Source organism: Indolivaga macrotermitis (genome assembly GCF_900128985.1).
In the GTDB taxonomy this organism is placed as follows: Bacteria; Bacteroidota; Bacteroidia; order Bacteroidales; family Dysgonomonadaceae; genus Dysgonomonas_A; species Dysgonomonas_A macrotermitis.
Window position 1 is genome coordinate 60,010 of sequence record NZ_FQUC01000014.1, and the last position, 16,218, is coordinate 76,227.

Sequence of the window (16,218 nt, forward strand, 5' to 3'; positions counted from 1 at the left end):
TTTAAATGTTTTTAGTTTCTATTATCATTCTGGCAGCACATTTGAGTATGCAAACCTTACCGGCGGGTGTTGGCCAGTCTCCAGCCTCTCTCATTTTATAAGTGTATGCAATTAGTGGTAGATCATCCCAAACTTGTAATTTAATACTGTATAGATTAGGATTCTCGTTATAGGCTTCTGTTAGTCGCTCTTTACTTAAGAATCTTAGTAACATGTTAATCGTTGCGTCTGTAACGAACTGGCTATAATATTCGTCGTGAGTTGCTTCGCCGTTCAGGTACTGTTTGCGGGTAATTACGTTTGTTTTCATAATCCATAAATTTTTAATTGTATTTGTAATCGTAATATCTTTCTATTTCTTTCTCCTCTGCCAGATCGTAAGATGTATCTGTATCGTCTGGATCTTCAAAGGTTGCATTCCATAAAATTTCGTCCCAAGTCATAATTAATAAATTATATTGTTACTATAATTATTCGATACAAATATATAGTATAAATATATAATATCCAAACAAAATATATACTTTAACTATAATTATTTCAAAATAATTGTGTCAATACTATATATTTTATACATTTGTATAAAATAAAAGTTAAATAATATGGAATTTAGAATTAAAGAGATATTAAAAGAAAGAGGAATAACTGCCCTTACATTAGCAAAGGGTATAGAAATGACACAGGCAAATCTAAGTAACATAATGACAGGTAAAACAAAACCATCATTAGACACATTAGAAAAAATCGCATCCGCTTTAAATGTCCCTATCACAGATCTGTTTGAACGATCGAAACAGAATACAATAACATGTCCTAAATGCGGCACGGCTTTAGAAATAAAGGAGAAAGAAAGCTATAATGTAGATGAGGATCCATTGACAAAATAGAGGTCCTGTACGGCTTTTTTTTGGGTGGATATAGCTTTTTTTTGGGTATACCCCCCCCGGTGGACCGGTGTAAGGCAGGGCAACCCGATTACGCTTAAATTTTTTTATTTTTTTTTCTAGTGAGCGTATGGGGGTATAGCTATTACCGATACCCTGCTGTATAAAAACGAAAAAGCCTTACCCCATTATAGGGTAAGGCCTTCATGTGAGTATCTTTTATGCTCCGGGCAATAGATAAAGAATATTAACTTGCAGCCATTATTCAACTATGCCTATAGTACCGTTATTATTCCATAAAGCACCAACGGGTAAACCATCGGGACTTTTAGGGCAGTTCTTTAGTATGACCAGTAATATATTCTCTCCGTTAATAGTGGCTACCGATGCATCAAAAGCGGTCTCATCAGTTTCTTGTCTGTTATAGTGAAAACCCACACCACTACCACTTAAAGTTCCGAACGTTTTGTTTCCTTCAACATACACGTTTAGAGAACCCGCAAGAAGCTCTGACCTTACGCCGCTACCATTTGATATAACAACGCTATCGTATGCAACCGTAGGACTAGCAAAGGTCGTATTCTTACCGATAGTAACATCGATACCTGTATCAGCACCAACGAATGTTAGATTTCTCGCATGGGGATCGATAATTATTTTATCTCCTTGATCGTTGTTACTCTCGAATTTTCCACTTATAAGGAGATTACCGGTTGCATCCCAAGCCGCATTACCCGCTGCAACATGACCGCTACCGTCTGTTCCATTCAATAAGATATTAGGGTTACCGTCTGCATCCTTCATCAACGACTGGAATTTCTCGTTGTCTACTAAAAATCCACCGAGTTGAGCCAACACTGCATTTAACTTTCCAAAAATGGAAAGTGTATTTTTCTCAGTAACTCCGTAATCCATCCCCGAATCACTATTCCCAATCCTCAGCGTACCATCATTCAAGCCGTACATGCTACCCTCGTTGCTTTCGTCATCCACATAGTTGATCGACTTAATAACATCACCGTAGATAGCCCCACCTGAGATATAAGACATACCATACTTGAATGAAGTATCCCTGCGGTCTTCTGATACCGGAAATATAACTCCCAACAGGAAATGATAATAGTTTATATCGAAATCAAACATAAGTTGCTCTTCTGATATGTACCACTCGGCAAGCTGGCTACTGCGTTCCGCTTTGATATAGATATAATACATCTTATCATTATCCGGTAACTCCATATCTAAGCTGTCGTTTATGCCCCATGTATACTTATCTGATCCCTCAGAAGGCTCGTCCCCACCACCCCACCAGTAAGCACGGTGATTAATATAGCCCGTCGAAAGCGATACCCGGAAAGTATCTCCTGACTTGTAGGTCTTTATGTTTATCCCATTTACAGTAAAGTCTCTGCTCTTGGCACCTACTGCCAGATAAGGCGTTTCAATACTCAGTGGCCGCAAATGTTCATCATTGAAATAGCCGTCTGTATCGAATATCGTATTTTTTAGATCTCTCAGGTTTCTGCTGTTCCTTATACCATTTCTGCGATTTACAGTATTTTGGGTACTCTCGTTGATGATATTCTCTTTATTCTCATCAACTTCACTCTGTATTCTGTTAATGGGGTTGGATGCGATCTTATCGGTAAGAGTAATCTGATAGGATGGTAGTTGCCGTTCCTCGTTATATGCTATAACTAAGCTCTGCACGGACTTTACAGTATACCTTGTACCATCCGGATACTCCATATCACCCAGCTCATTATCTTTTATCCTCAGGCTTACGCCCTCTTTAAGGGCATTTGCAACCAAAGGCCTATTAGCGAAAAATATTTCATCTAAATTTATGGTATAACTGATCTTGCTTTTCGAGTTTTCAGCCAAGTACGCTTGCGCTGCTTCCAGTAACCTTTGCTCGGCTTGTAAGATATAATTATCCGGCATAAGGATATAAAGCAGGACAAACTTATCGCCATATTTGGGCTTAACATTCCCTGAAGGCAGAACATAGTTTGCTGCTGATGTTACATCTTTTTCGAGTCTGAACCTCCACCGGCACCCTTCCGAATAGTAAGGCTCTCCATCTTTGATAGCTATAGCCTCCACTATCTTGAAGTCGGTAACGCAGTATCCGGTCTTCATAGACAGGGTAGGATCTTCGGAAGTGAGATAATCGTTTATATCAAATCCCAGATCATACAGGTAAACATAGAAATAAGATTGCACCAAGGTGCCATCAGGCTTAATGGTATCATCCAGTTCTTCTATAGCATGGATTGTATCTATAGCGTTCCCGTTCGTATCCACCATGCCTTCGATAGATGGATAAATATCATCGAATACCTTTGTACCCGGACGGATACCAAAATAATCAATTAATGTTTGATCTGCCAGAATATAGTCTGTCGGTCTCGGGTTATCGAGTGTTTCCCTGAATACCGGTAGCTGTAAATTCTGAGTAAACCGGGGGAATGCATCAGTCCGCAGATAATCTCTCGGGATGTTCCTGTCACTGCCTTTTACCCTCAACCGGGTTATAACTGTATTTGCTTCTATATTCCTTTGTATCTCATACAGGCCATTACCTTTACCATAAGCAAACTCTACCAGCTGGTCATTTACTTTAAATTCAGGATAAGGGACGCCTATGTATATTTCCTTCTTCGCCGTATCAAGATAGAAGAAGAATCCGAAGTCAGAATTAGCACGGGTCAGGGCATTCCAGCAGTTCTCATTTGAGGGAGATATTTGTTTAGTTTCGCTATCTAAACTCCTTTCAGTCCATCCTATCTCCCGAATTGGTTTAGGCGTTTCTGAGCCCGAATACGGCATTAAAACTTTCCAACGGTCAATACCGTACTCCGCGTCCAGATTTGCCTGTATACGCCTTCCCAAATCGTACACATCCCCATAAAAAGAGAATGAGTCCATGCAGGTGTAATACATATCATCGCCTAGCACATAATCCAGAAAATCACAATTGCTAATCTCGTATTGACCGGAAGTAAAAACAAGAGTTGTGCTGAATGCATCCCCGCGCATGTTGGTACCCGCTGTACGCTTTATAGAAGATTCGTCCCGAAGTGTATAACGCTCGCCCCGGAATTCCAGATAACTGCCTATGGGTAGATCTAGTTTCCGAGCTGACATTATTGTCGTGGTTACTCTCTTCTCAGACATAGCTCCTCCGGTATAGGTGAAATCTCGGGTTACTGTAACCGGTTCGCCTGAAGGATTAAATATTTTAAGTTGCATAATTTATAGCTGTTAGGATTTTATAAAAACTCTGAATCCGGGGCCATCCTCTCCACTAGATCGAGCTAAAGCCGATTTGACAGCATTGTTTATCGCGTTTGCCGTAGAATTCATCAATACAAGTTCGGATAGCATATTAGACTGTATAAGCTGAGAAGCTTCTAAGACAGTTAGCTGTTGCTCATTTACCCGATGTACAGATATCACTACATCGCGCATGGTATTAAGATATGCCTCGATAATTTGGGCAGTTGATTCCGTTAGGCCCTGTATCCCTTTTGATAATCCGGAAAGAGATTCCTGACTTTCTTTGCTGATACCTGCCACTTGCAGAGCAGTGTCATACATATCTTGCCCCTTATTGTATGCGGTTTCCCACATCTTGCGAAGGTCCTCTACTTCTTTAGATGTAAGTGTTTCATCACTATATGCTTTTGCAAACTGGGCGTACCATTCCTCCAGCGCGTTAATCAGGTATTTATTCTTAACGAAGTTCAGTACGGCATTACGCATATGGTCTTCAAAGGAGTCTCCGACATCCGAGAATGTGGTATCAGCAGCTTGTAACAAGTCGTCCAAACCATCTTTCAAGGTGTCAAAGGATAAACCCGTATAGGTCTCTTTTAAGTTCTCCATGACCTCAGATATTTTATCTGTACCTTTAATTATCTGATCAAAATAATTTTGAGTATCCGAATCTAATTGAGAAATAAACACAGGAGCTTCTGTACTTAATTCCTCCAGCTGTTCAATGCTTAGGTCAAATAGACCTGTCATACGGCTACCCATCAGGTTTTTGAACTCTTGAACGGACATTCCTAAAGCTTTTGCAGCCTGCGTCCACCCCTCAGAGGACATGTCTTCTACCTCCTTAGTACCTTTAGATGCTTTACTACCGATACCGGCAAACCCTTTAGATGCTCCTGAATTCAAATACTGTTTACCTAATGTACGAGCTGCGTCTGTTTGTTTTTCAACTAATTCTACGGCTTTATCATAAGCCATTGCCGCGTTTTCACCGGCCAGTACTTCAGCGAATTCGAGTTGCTTCTGAATAACTTTGTCCAGTATACTGATGTAGGAATTATACATGGCTTTGGCCTTCTCGTATTTATCAGTATCACTCTCACCGCCAAATAGATCGGCTATTTTTGTAGCTATCTGTATGGCCGCACTGATAACAGCTAGTATCACCGATGCTTTTTCTATCGCCTGTATAGCTGCAGATGCAGTGGTACTTGCCGATTTCATTCCATCTATAGCAGAAAACACAGTAGTACTTATAGAACCTATCAGCGATATGATTTCCCCTGTCACGCCACCGATAGAGCCTCCTACATCTTCTATCGAACGGGATAATTGACTTAGCGTATCAGCAACTTTCTTTTCAGCAGCTTTTAACTGGTTTGTTTTCTTTATGGATTCATCTTTGGCTGCATTATATTCTGACAGAGCCTGTTCGGCTGTAATAGTGGTGTCATTACCGGCCATAACCTCATTAAGCCTTTTCTCTGCTTCCAACAGGTCTTTATCGGCTTGTACTACCTCTAATTTTAATTCAGCAATACGGCTGAATGGATCTCTGTTAAGCAATTCCTCAATTATGGACTGAGTAGTATTCGTGTATTCTCTTAATTGATCGGGTGTTAGCACCTGAGCCGCTGTCTGCTTGGCCTGCTCCAATTGCTGTAAAAGAGAATTCAAAGTTTTGGTTGATGTATCTTGCAGATTCTCAAAAGCTCTTACATAAGATGGTGTCTTCTTTAGTTGCTCGAAATCGAACGAAATTAGAGCTTCCCCTTTGCTTTTTGTAGCCTTAGCTATGGCACGGTCAATAGCGGTAACCATTGCTTCATTTCCCTCTGTTTCAGCCTTATATCTTTCTCTCCATAAGTCTTTTAGATCCTTATCAAACTTATGCTCAATACTATATCTTTGCGAGGTGTAATCCTGATATGCCGTTAATAAATCTGTGAAAGTATTTTTGTTCATTTCGGACAAAAATGATTTTCTTAACTTCATACCCTCTTCAGAAGACATAACACCCGGGTCGATACGGCGGAATGTTTGTTCAACAGCTTCTCTGAAAGTGTTGTATTCTAGTTTTACAGATATACCCATATCCCGGAATAGCTGTTTTATTTTACTCTTAGCGGCTTCTACATCTATTCCGGATCCGGCTAGTTTCTCTAAAATGGAGTAACCCTCCTTTTCAAAATTTAAGTCTCTACCCAGCGTTTCCCATTCTTTACGAAAGGCGTCAATATCATCACCCGCCTCTGTGCCTCCGATTAAACGGGATACGGCGTTCCGCAGCCCTTTGTCTCTCTTAGACGTCATTTTAGATAAATCGTCAAGTACTTTGGCGAAATAGATAAGAGGATCGGTCGCATATTCGATGGCATTTGCCTCTTTTTTGAACACTTGGGAAAACTGGTCGCCATACTTGGCTGTAACTCTCTTTTTAGCCTCTAGCTCACCCACTACCTCTATATAATCCTTATAATCGGAATAGGCTTGCTTTACCAGATCTATCTCCGCTTCATATTGCTTTATACGCGCATCTTCTGCTTGCTTGTCAACCTTTTCTACGCCGAGTTGTTTCAGCCTTGTTATTTCAGCCTCAATGGACTTTATCTTTCTATTCTTAGTGATTATTTCTGCCTCAGTGGATTCTGATAATAACTTGGCCTGCTCTAATAACCGTTCCTGGTTTTTAATTAAGGACTCCGTTTCTTTATCTATCTGGCCATTCCCGAAATTAAAGGCGCGGTCTATATCTTTGATGCTTTCAGCATATTCTTGCCTGGCAACAATGAGATCATCATACGCGCTTTTCTCGTTCATAAGTACACCGAGGAACATACCGCTGGGAAGGTTACCATGATTGTTTTTAGTCAATTCACCGGTGTACACCATTCGCATGAATTCCTGTATCTGGTCCTGTGTATATTTCTTTGTCTGCTCCAGGTATTTAGCTATTTTGGGTGCACTATCTTTCCACTCTTTAGCAAATTCATTTTCGGCCTCTTGCTTAGCTGAAGCAATTCCCCGGTCTTTGGCTGCTTGTAAAGCAGCGGCCGATATGGCAGAATACGCAGCGGCGATATTATTTAAAGAAGTGGTTTCAGAGTCCAGCCCGTTTAAGTATTTCCCATACCCGCTCATAATTTTATCTCTTGCGGTATTCCATTCGGCAGTACCCTTTTTTGCGTCTTTAAGCTGATCAAACAAGGCCTTTATGGCCCTTTGCTCTGAGTATATGGCCACCTGCGATTTTATAAGAGACTCGGCTAACTTCTCATTCTCTTTCCGGGCGTTAAATAAGCCTCCGATCCAGCTCACAATGTCTTTCCCAAATAAGGTAAATACAGTTAGTAATGCGACTAAAGCTGTTTGCCAGGAGAATATACTACTTACGACTTGACGCCATACGGGGGTAGCTCTTTGTCCTGCGGCCACAAGTTCAGCATATTCTCGTCTAGCTAATCTGATCTGATCTGCCAACATAGGCACGTTGTTAGATATCGCTGCAAAGAACGTGTGCACGCCATAGGAAAGAGAAGGTAATTCACGTGCAACCTGTTGAACTTCAAATTGTAACATGTTCATACCTCTTCGTTGGGTATTGATACTATTTTGAATGGTTCTGTTACTTTCATTTATCTGGGATGTCGGAACAGTGGGGAATCTTAATTCAGCTAATTGCTTTTTAAGGTCCTCGATCATCTTTTTGTAACTCTCATCGATAGACAAGTTTAGCTCAAAGTCCTGTCCGTACAGTATTTTACCTATTTCTTCTAGCAATTTGGTTTTATCTACACTTAGATCTACATTATTTACAGCGCCTATGGTTGATAGCTGTTTTTCAATCTCCCTGATAGTATCAGGGAGTTGAGAGGTATCTATATTAATAGCAAAAGATAAAGATCCTAAATTTTCGTTATCTGCCATGGTTCTCGGGTTTTGTTATATTCTTAAAAGCGTCATCCATGATAGTAAGAATAGCTTCTTCACCTTTCTTTTTAACACAGTCCTGTAAACCGGTCAGTATATCTTTGCTGCATATAGCTCCTTCGCTTATCTCGTCAGCTAGTTTTATGATCATACAGGAGTGAACAGTAGCGGCGCTGATATCCGGTTTCCCGGATAAAGACAGTACGGCATCAACCGCAAGACTTACGATAGTATTCAGTTGCGATTCTGATATAGTCATTTGTTTCTCTTTCATAACTTTAATTATCATGTGGTTGTTTACTGTAAAGCATATCAATGACATGAGGCTGTATCGCTATGTTGCATTTACCTCCTTTGGTATTCACAAGCAATATATCCCCAGCGTATAGGGCCCCACCCCAGATGCTTACACCCCCTACTGGGTGAAGCACATCACCGCGACTTCTTAAGAAGGCTTCAAAGTCTTCGATCTCTTGCTTTAGCCTTTTGGCCCTCTTCAGCACTTCTATTTTGTCAGGAGTATCAGCATAATTAGTATGGGCATCAGTTATAATATGTTCCAGATCATCTACTAAGCTTACGCGTAGATCTTTAATGATAAAATGGTCAGCGTTTAATGTGGCCGAATGGGAGTGACCTGAAACATGCATTGCAGCCTTAACATTGCTTTGAGCCGTTTCTATTTGGCTAAGTAGCGGCTGCATTTGCTCCAGGAACTGTGATTTCATTGCTGTGAGGGCAAATTTACCAGCTTCTTCATTTATTTGCCTTTCGGCTAGCTCCTTAGTGTGCAAACCACTGTTAAACATAAGATCGAGTAAGATATCATCGTTTATTTTTAGGCCGGTATCTTTCAGAGCGTCTACTTCTTTTTGAATAATAGACACTGCTGTATGGTAGCCTGATAGCGTGAACGTTATCAGGGCTTTATTTTGGTAGATAACTTCTTTTTTCATAATGAGTTAGTTTTATCTAGTATATCATTCATTTGCTTATCGAGTGCTTCTTTATCAGCTCTTTCGTCTTCCATCGCCTGGAACACATCGGAAATAGCTTCTATTACTTGCTTGCCGTGTTTAGTTTCTAAACCTGACCGACGTTTGTCTGATAGTTCTAATTTCTTTGCCATAATTGTTTGATTTATTTGTCTTTTAATATTTCGTCTACCTCAGTGATGGTCATGTCCGCATCGATTAATCCACGGGTCATAGAAGAGAGGGTGCGTAAGATAGATTCGCATTCAGAGTCAATGTCTATACCATCTGATAACAGTATAGATCTAACCTGCTGCGCTATTCGGGTTAGGCGACCAATGTTAACGGGGATTTGTACATCCTCCCAGCCAGTAGTATTTATTCCGTTAATTGTTTCCATTTTTTAATTTGTTTTAATGTTATTAAGTTATTAAGTTAATAGCCGTAATATGGCTATAAGATGTAAATTCGTATTGTCTATAGGATATCAATTTTATACTCCTATATATTTACTTGTTATTGGTTAATATGCTTGTTATGAGCTGTCTATGTATTTGTTGTTTCTATAAAAATGTATTCTTCTTTTCATATATCGCTTTAATTACTTAGAATTGTGAAGATTAATTATTTAGATTGATTCTAAATATATTATTTATAATTAGTCTAAATAATATGGGTATATTTTATAAGTTTTTATATTCGATATTATATTTCTTGCACATATTGAAGAATCTACCGATATTGGTGTGATTGGCTTTCAGACACTCGTTATATTTTTTATCACACTCTGAATAGTCATACTTACCCGACATAGAACTAATGGCATGAAAGAACTCCCGGCCATCCTCTCCCAAACAAGAGGCCAGAGAACAACCAACTGCGAACCAGTCTTCATAGGACTCCACAATATTTATAAGCTCTCCACAGATATAATCAACACATTTTTTGATATTGGCTTTATCTGTCTCCGTTACCTGACTATTTGATTTTACTTTCTTAGGCTTTTCTGTATTAGGAGGTAATCGGGTATATACGGTTGCATTTTCATTGATATAAGGCTCGTCATCGGATGAGATGAACCTTAAACGGCTAGGGTTGGAACATAGACGATCTATCGTTATACCGCAACGTTCAAAATCATCGCAGATAGAGATATACTGTTCTTTGTGCCTATCCGGGTATGCAATGGGGATAAGGATATAATAACCTTTCCCGCCAGCCGAATGAGCACAGGCAGCTACATAAGGAATATGATGTGTATAGTTCTTTAGATCCTCCAGATTAGTTATGTGCGGATTAGCTTTCTTATCTAAGTCGATAGCAACTACGCCGTTAAGCCTCATATTAGAATCTTTACGTCCACCAACACATATACCGGATATGGTTGCACAAGGTAGCTTATCTTTAATGAGCTTATCTCCGGTTCTCCGGTACTCTTCTACTAATTTTTTGGTATCCGGATAATAGAGGAAATCTCTTAAGGTTATTTCTTTTTCGGCCGTTGTACTCTTATTGTCTGAGAAGAAAGAGCATTTTTTATTAAGTATATCCATGGTGTTCATAAAAATTATTGATTTTGTATCACTACTGTAACAATAAAATAACATTTAAGTGCTTGATTATCTGAGTTGTTACAGAGTTAACACTGTAACAACACATTTTTACTCTTAGAAGATATTATATAGCGTACAGTAGTCATTATATATGTATAATATTATATTTATATTATTATAAAAAATAGTGTTACAAGTGTTACAATGTTTATTATTAATGGTTTACCTATCTACAAAGTTGTTACATTTGGTTACAAAAAAGTTACATCATTGATTTGCAGCCTTAAATAAATAGGGTCTTCCTACTTTTTCTGTCAATCCCATATAAGGAGTGTACCGCATCAGTGTATTATAAAGTTTAAATTCCTTTCGGAGGCATGTTGTGATCTCGTTAAGGGCGTATCTATTGCCTAGTTTACCGGCTAATTCACTTGCCGTAATGTATAGTTCTGTTAAATTATCTTCAGTCATTATTTCATCGACCACCAAACGGATATCCTGATATATCGGGCTTCTGGATGTTTCGACAATCTTATTAAACTGTTCTGTCTGGATATCTTTAGCAGTAAACCATATTCGAGACTGTTTTTTTATTGTAGGTTCGGTATTAAGTAAATACCATAACATTGCTGGAGCCTCCTCTTTTAATTTGTTATCGAAGTCGGGATCGAAGTCTTTGATCTTTTCAGGCTTAAGAACCAAATATCTAGTATCCTCCTCATTGAGATGGATACAAGTATCTTCATCGTTAGAAGCAATCATTATTTTTACAAATGGCTCAAAGCTAAATTGGGGCATGAATTTTCTATTCACAGTCGTTTTTGCTGCTGTGGAAATAGCTTTTAATTTATTGATACTCTTTTTTGTATCGGATATTTCCTCAAATACAGCTAGTAAGTTCATAATCCAGGTATTAAACTGGCTGTTCAGATCGTCCTGTCCGAATATGCCGGCATTATTACCTAATAGATATGCAACCGACTGCATAAACGTAGATTTACCAGTCTCATTTTCTTTAGAGGCGAATATGATAACAGGGAGTTTTTCTGTAGGATACTGGAAAAGCACTATCAGATAATTAAGTACAATCTCGTATTTGTCTTGTCCTATGTGCCTGATTAGCTTCTCCCATGTGCTATAGTCTCCCTTTTTGGGCTTTATGGGTAACGGGTGATAGCTATTAAAGCTATTTTCTATTACTGGCTTATACCCAGTGTGTGCTGGAACATAACATTCTGTTTCGAAATAAGGTATTGTAGTGATATCCTTTATGCCGTATCGGTCTTTTAGGGTTTGTTTGGTTACTTGTTTTATTTCGGTACGGCTTTGTTCGCGAGTATCATAAGAGGTTGCACGTATATAGAAGTTATCGCCTATCTGGAATATAAGAGGTAGTTCTATCTCCGGTTCGAATAAATCGAATGTATTATCATTTAGTGTTATCTGATTCATTATACCCTCCTTTCTAAACTAAGAGGGTTTTTCCCAGATAAATGATTAAAAGATAGTTTTTTACAGATATTTGTGCTATATTTGTCCTTGTGATACAGGGAGGGTGATTTGGGAGAATTACCTTTTTCTTTTTTCATCCGCGACCTCCCCTATTTGCTGCGATATTCTTCAAAGCTTCTTCAATAGCAGATTCGGTATAGCGTACACGTGTACCGATTCTTTTAGCTTTAATTATACCGATGTTGGTCCAGTTGTTAAGAGTAACAAGCGATATTTTAAGCCTCTCAGAGGTTTCTTTTCTTGTAAATAGATTCTCTTGTTTTGATTCAACAGGTGTAGATGTAATACTTTTTAATTTGTCCAGCCTGTTATCGATAACACGGCCGATCATTTGTTCTATATCCCCCATTGTAGCAATATGGAGAAGAACCGCATTTGTGTTTGATGAACTTTGCATAACATTTTCGTTTTATGTTTCTGCAAAGTTTACGCCTCTTTATGCTGTTAGGGTATAAAAAATATACCCGATTATATACCCTAAATTTATGTTTATTTTTCGGTCTTACCGTTTCTTATCTTTGTAGCTGTGTTTTGAAGCCCTATCTTATCAAACATACCCGCCACGAAATCACAGTCTTGATTGTGTAATTTATCTGAGCGGGTGTTTTGTCCGGTGACATATTTATATATATTAGTATCTTTTGGCGCAGTATTAGGCTCTTTCCCTGTTATAAACTGTATAAATGCAGTGAGGACAGTCTTATCTATTGTACGATCTATCTTTACATATTCATCTAACAACGTTTGAATTGCCAATATCTGTCTAGTTGTTGTGAATTCTTTATTTTCTTTTCTTTGCGGATTCTTTTTAGATATTTCGTCTAATTTTTGAGTAGCTAGATTTTTAATTCTATATAGCATAATTTCTCCTATTTTAAAATCGTCCATTCCTCCCCAGATCAGATTAAAAGTTATAAAATGGTCATCTATTAACTTAATGAACTCTTCTAAAGATGCGATATCCTCTTGAAACTTTAAAATATATCCAAATGCCTCTGTTTCAGTAATGTAGTGTTCTGAAACATGGTCTAAGAACTCTGAACTATTTAATTTCAATAATTCATGTATAGCCAAATTTGATTTTTTCATTTTTCTTCTTTTTCTGGTTTGCTGTATTTTTCCCAATGTTTTTTTAAGAGTTTTGCGTGTTCTTCAGGCGTAACTTTTATATATTTGAGGAAAGCCGATTCCGTTTTATGCCCCGTGATTTGCATCAAGGATACAGTAGGGAATCCGGATTTATACATATTTGTTGCAAAACTCCGTCTAGCCGTGTGGCTACCGATCAATTCCCATTTTTCTTTTTGATCTATTTTTCTTTTTCCACCTTTTGTTATTATTTTTTCAACTACACTGTTTATTTTTGCAGCCTTACAAACATCTTTTAGATTCTCATTAAATTTTTGCACGCTTATATCTAAAGGTATTTCGCCGTTATACTTATCCCATATTTCTTTGAATATAGGTAGCATCGGAATTGCAACTACACCGCCTGTCTTTTGCTGTTTGAGCGTTAATATATCATTTTTTATATATTCTTTTTTTATGCGGGTAAGATCTGAAAACCTTAATCCAGTCCAAGCCCCTATGAGGAATAAATCTCGTGTTTTTTCCAGTCTGGAACTATTCGAGAAATCATGTTTATGCAATATTTCTAATTCTGATTCATCTAATGCAACACTAAAGCTTTCTTCTGTTAAGGCTTTAAATTTTGCCTGTTTGAACATTAAATTTTTATTGATACCTTTTTCTGTAGCTGAATTCAATACGGCCTTTAGATTAATAATATGTCTTCCTATTGTATTGGTTGCAAGGTCTAAGTTTTGGAGATAAGCAACAAAATCAGAATAGAAATCAAGAGTTATGTCTTCAAAATCCAAATTAATCTCCTTTTCAGACTCAAATTTTTTTAGGGTGGAGAAGGTTCGTTTATACTCTAACTTTGCTCTATACCCTATTATTTTACCGCTATTCTCGTTAAATCGAGTTTCGTTCTGATCTATAAATTGCTGAAAGAATTCGTGTAAATTTTTGACAGCTTTGTTTTCTTGTTTTTTACCAAAATGAATATCTAAGAAATGTTTTAGTTTTTCTTTGTTTACAATAAACCCATCTTTTACAGATTGTATTATATATTTATTTATCGCGTTTTCTATGTCTTGTAGATTCTCGTTTAAATCGTCTTTCTCTATACAATATTTTGTGTTTTTTACTCTGTATTTTTCCGGATCCCAATGAATAGGTAACACTTTTAGCCTGGTGGCGTATAGAAGTGTATCTTTACCGAAATAATATTTGATGCAAATTGATTGAGGTTTTTTAGCCTCCATATCACGTATGATAAATCTTAATTCAGCCATAGTTATAAAGATTTATAACAAAGATAATAATTGTTCGGTAATTGTTCGGTATTTTATTTACTTATTTTAATCGTAGTTAATCAAATTTGTTTTTGTGATTGTATTTATTTTATTGATAATCATGCTATATAAATAGTGATAAGATAAATACGGAAAATTACAATAAATCATAAAGTTACTCCCGCTCCGAGTACAAAAGAAGGTTCTGGTTTTCAGAGCCTTTTTTGTTTTATGTGATTTATATATCGATACGTTATATTTCACTGTCAGTTTGGCATAATTATATTATTGGCTTAATGTTTGTCTATATATTGTTATGAAAGAAAGAATTGGAGTATTTGATAACGATAAGGATCAGACTGTAAATGATTTTTATCTGAATTTTAAAGATAAACTGAAAGAGACTCATACATTTCCTACAGATTATATCTTTAAATATATTGTGCCTGCCGAGCAGAGCATAATTGCTCGTTTACACTCGATATTTGATCAATCGAATGGTAGTATTTCGAGCAGGGATAGTAAAAATGGTAAATACACAAGCGTAACTATAAAGGTTCCTGTAAATGATGCTGATGATATTATCATTTATTACAGGCAGGCGGCTGCTATAGAAGGAATCGTGATGTTATAAGTTTAGTGGTCTTATTATAAATATAAATCTCCGGCATAATAGTATGTCGGAGATTTTGTTTTGTAGGTATTTAAATCTAGTTTTTTACTTCTTTTCTTTGAGAACTTCTTCCAATAAAGCGACTTTTTCTCTTTCTGTTTGTAGCATGCGTTCGTAAAGCTCGACTACTTTTTCTAATGGATTAAAAGTACATTTATAATGAACGGCATAGCTAACAGCTTCATCATTATAAGTATTAGCAATAATATTTATAGTTCTTTCTTCATTAAAGTTTTTAATAGCATCAACCGGAACATTAAGGGCTTTTGCAATAGCTTCTAACTGTTCATCTTTTAGTATATCGGTTTGTTCAAGTTTGGATACCGTGCGTTGTGACAAGCCTAACCTTTCGGCAAGGTCTTCCTGTTTAACGCCTAAGATTTCGCGGATGCGTTTTGCATTATATCCATCGCTTCTTTTCTTTGCTTCTGTTGTATCCATAAATATTTATATGCTTATCAGATTAATAAATCAAAAGTACAAAAATAAAAGCCGAAGGTGGTATTTTACTCTAAAAAAGTTCAGCTTTTAGAATTCAAAGGATTAAAATATACTGTCTTATAGCCTGTACTTTGTTCCACAAATAATAAATCGTTGGAATAATGGAAGCATCAACACAAACACTGTTCAATACTTTTGGCTACACTATCAATGATTATGCAACTAGTATTTTAAATAAGACAGAGGGAGCTATAAAACAAATGTTCCCTAAGGCAATATTACTGTGTACCGATTGCCTCAATCAAGAACATAATACGTCTGAAATATTTCTCGAGGTACAAATTGAAGGTGCGACCATATCCTGCACATTTAATAGTAAGACTAATGTATGTGATTTTTTACATATCTTTTTCGATGACGACAAAAACCTGTGTGACCTTATCCGTGTCTGTAACTTGGTTTATAGTTATGATCTAAATAAAAGCTGGTGGTATTCAGATCAGTTTATCGTCTGTTTGAAAAAAGACCAAAAAGATATAGCCATTGCATTTGCAGCTCGCTGATAATCTTTAACCCCTTGGTGGAGAACTCAAATCACGAGATTTGTTC

At 37.3% G+C, this 16,218-nt stretch carries 15 protein-coding genes; 3 read left to right on the plus strand and 12 right to left on the minus strand.

Annotation, left to right across the window (positions count from 1 at the left end; genetic code table 11):
* Position 1 precedes the first annotated feature (1 nt).
* Complete coding sequence (locus BUC12_RS15665; protein ID WP_062181755.1) at positions 2 to 310, minus strand: hypothetical protein; 309 nt, start codon at positions 308 to 310, stop codon at positions 2 to 4.
* A 292-nt stretch (positions 311 to 602) separates the two neighbouring features.
* On the opposite strand from BUC12_RS15665, the gene BUC12_RS15670 reads away from it, so the two are divergent.
* Positions 603 to 887: a helix-turn-helix domain-containing protein gene (locus BUC12_RS15670; protein WP_062181759.1), complete on the plus strand. Its 285-nt coding sequence runs from the start codon at positions 603 to 605 to the stop codon at positions 885 to 887.
* 258 nt (positions 888 to 1,145) lie between these two features.
* Here the strand turns inward: BUC12_RS15670 and BUC12_RS15675 are convergent, their stop codons facing one another.
* From BUC12_RS15675 to BUC12_RS15720, 10 genes are all read right to left on the minus strand, one after another.
* Positions 1,146 to 4,139 (minus strand): hypothetical protein, encoded by a 2,994-nt coding sequence (locus BUC12_RS15675; RefSeq protein ID WP_062181762.1) that lies wholly within the window; start codon positions 4,137 to 4,139, stop codon positions 1,146 to 1,148.
* Between the two features lie 12 nt (positions 4,140 to 4,151).
* Positions 4,152 to 8,093, minus strand: a complete 3,942-nt coding sequence (locus tag BUC12_RS15680; RefSeq protein ID WP_062181765.1) for a hypothetical protein — start codon at positions 8,091 to 8,093, stop codon at positions 4,152 to 4,154.
* The gene (locus BUC12_RS15685; protein ID WP_139262090.1) at positions 8,083 to 8,370 is read right to left on the minus strand and encodes a hypothetical protein; all 288 of its coding nucleotides are present in this window, start codon (positions 8,368 to 8,370) and stop codon (positions 8,083 to 8,085) included. Before BUC12_RS15685 ends, BUC12_RS15680 begins: the two co-directional genes overlap by 11 nt.
* 4 nt (positions 8,371 to 8,374) lie before the next feature.
* Positions 8,375 to 9,052, minus strand: a complete 678-nt coding sequence (locus BUC12_RS15690) for a hypothetical protein (protein WP_062181772.1) — start codon at positions 9,050 to 9,052, stop codon at positions 8,375 to 8,377.
* Positions 9,049 to 9,225, minus strand: a complete 177-nt coding sequence (locus BUC12_RS20120) for a hypothetical protein (RefSeq protein ID WP_157257549.1) — start codon at positions 9,223 to 9,225, stop codon at positions 9,049 to 9,051. Before BUC12_RS20120 ends, BUC12_RS15690 begins: the two co-directional genes overlap by 4 nt.
* Before the next feature lie 528 nt (positions 9,226 to 9,753).
* On the minus strand, positions 9,754 to 10,623 hold the full coding sequence (locus tag BUC12_RS15700) for a BT4734/BF3469 family protein (protein WP_062181778.1): 870 nt from the start codon (positions 10,621 to 10,623) through the stop codon (positions 9,754 to 9,756).
* Between the two features lie 267 nt (positions 10,624 to 10,890).
* Positions 10,891 to 12,075, minus strand: coding sequence for a primase-helicase family protein (locus BUC12_RS15705; RefSeq protein ID WP_062181781.1), 1,185 nt, complete (start codon positions 12,073 to 12,075; stop codon positions 10,891 to 10,893).
* 133 nt (positions 12,076 to 12,208) lie between these two features.
* Entirely contained in the window at positions 12,209 to 12,532 is a 324-nt protein-coding gene (locus BUC12_RS15710; protein WP_062181784.1) for a helix-turn-helix domain-containing protein, read from the minus strand.
* Positions 12,533 to 12,624: 92 nt separating this feature from the next.
* Complete coding sequence (locus BUC12_RS15715; RefSeq protein WP_062181787.1) at positions 12,625 to 13,224, minus strand: hypothetical protein; 600 nt, start codon at positions 13,222 to 13,224, stop codon at positions 12,625 to 12,627.
* A complete protein-coding gene (locus BUC12_RS15720) occupies positions 13,221 to 14,495 on the minus strand; it encodes a site-specific integrase (protein ID WP_062181789.1) in 1,275 nt (424 codons plus the stop codon). The genes BUC12_RS15715 and BUC12_RS15720 overlap by 4 nt, the downstream gene beginning before the upstream one ends.
* Before the next feature lie 316 nt (positions 14,496 to 14,811).
* On the opposite strand from BUC12_RS15720, the gene BUC12_RS15725 reads away from it, so the two are divergent.
* The gene (locus BUC12_RS15725; protein WP_062181792.1) at positions 14,812 to 15,129 is read left to right on the plus strand and encodes a DUF493 domain-containing protein; all 318 of its coding nucleotides are present in this window, start codon (positions 14,812 to 14,814) and stop codon (positions 15,127 to 15,129) included.
* An 84-nt stretch (positions 15,130 to 15,213) separates the two neighbouring features.
* On the opposite strand, the gene BUC12_RS15730 is transcribed toward BUC12_RS15725, so the two are convergent.
* On the minus strand, positions 15,214 to 15,609 hold the full coding sequence (locus BUC12_RS15730) for a helix-turn-helix domain-containing protein (protein ID WP_062181795.1): 396 nt from the start codon (positions 15,607 to 15,609) through the stop codon (positions 15,214 to 15,216).
* A gap of 161 nt (positions 15,610 to 15,770) precedes the next feature.
* Between BUC12_RS15730 and BUC12_RS15735 the strand changes: the two genes are divergently transcribed.
* Positions 15,771 to 16,172 carry a hypothetical protein gene (locus BUC12_RS15735; protein WP_062181798.1) on the plus strand — a complete coding sequence of 134 codons (402 nt, stop codon included), beginning with the start codon at positions 15,771 to 15,773 and terminating at the stop codon, positions 16,170 to 16,172.
* Positions 16,173 to 16,218 lie beyond the last annotated feature (46 nt).

Excerpts from the sequence above, each read along its gene's own strand:
- BUC12_RS15670 (WP_062181759.1), top strand. The coding sequence starts at position 603 with ATGGAATTTAGAATTAAAGAGATATTAAAAGAAAGAGGAATAACTGCC.
- BUC12_RS15735 (WP_062181798.1), top strand. The coding sequence starts at position 15,771 with ATGGAAGCATCAACACAAACACTGTTCAATACTTTTGGCTACACTATC.
- BUC12_RS15680 (WP_062181765.1), bottom strand. The coding sequence starts at position 8,093 with ATGGCAGATAACGAAAATTTAGGATCTTTATCTTTTGCTATTAATATA.
- BUC12_RS15665 (WP_062181755.1), bottom strand. The coding sequence starts at position 310 with ATGAAAACAAACGTAATTACCCGCAAACAGTACCTGAACGGCGAAGCA.
- BUC12_RS20120 (WP_157257549.1), bottom strand. The coding sequence starts at position 9,225 with ATGGCAAAGAAATTAGAACTATCAGACAAACGTCGGTCAGGTTTAGAA.
- BUC12_RS15720 (WP_062181789.1), bottom strand. The coding sequence starts at position 14,495 with ATGGCTGAATTAAGATTTATCATACGTGATATGGAGGCTAAAAAACCT.
- BUC12_RS15730 (WP_062181795.1), bottom strand. The coding sequence starts at position 15,609 with ATGGATACAACAGAAGCAAAGAAAAGAAGCGATGGATATAATGCAAAA.
- BUC12_RS15685 (WP_139262090.1), bottom strand. The coding sequence starts at position 8,370 with ATGAAAGAGAAACAAATGACTATATCAGAATCGCAACTGAATACTATC.
- BUC12_RS15710 (WP_062181784.1), bottom strand. The coding sequence starts at position 12,532 with ATGCAAAGTTCATCAAACACAAATGCGGTTCTTCTCCATATTGCTACA.
- BUC12_RS15675 (WP_062181762.1), bottom strand. The coding sequence starts at position 4,139 with ATGCAACTTAAAATATTTAATCCTTCAGGCGAACCGGTTACAGTAACC.
- BUC12_RS15715 (WP_062181787.1), bottom strand. The coding sequence starts at position 13,224 with ATGAAAAAATCAAATTTGGCTATACATGAATTATTGAAATTAAATAGT.
- BUC12_RS15690 (WP_062181772.1), bottom strand. The coding sequence starts at position 9,052 with ATGAAAAAAGAAGTTATCTACCAAAATAAAGCCCTGATAACGTTCACG.
- BUC12_RS15705 (WP_062181781.1), bottom strand. The coding sequence starts at position 12,075 with ATGAATCAGATAACACTAAATGATAATACATTCGATTTATTCGAACCG.
- BUC12_RS15700 (WP_062181778.1), bottom strand. The coding sequence starts at position 10,623 with ATGGATATACTTAATAAAAAATGCTCTTTCTTCTCAGACAATAAGAGT.
- BUC12_RS15725 (WP_062181792.1), top strand. The coding sequence starts at position 14,812 with ATGAAAGAAAGAATTGGAGTATTTGATAACGATAAGGATCAGACTGTA.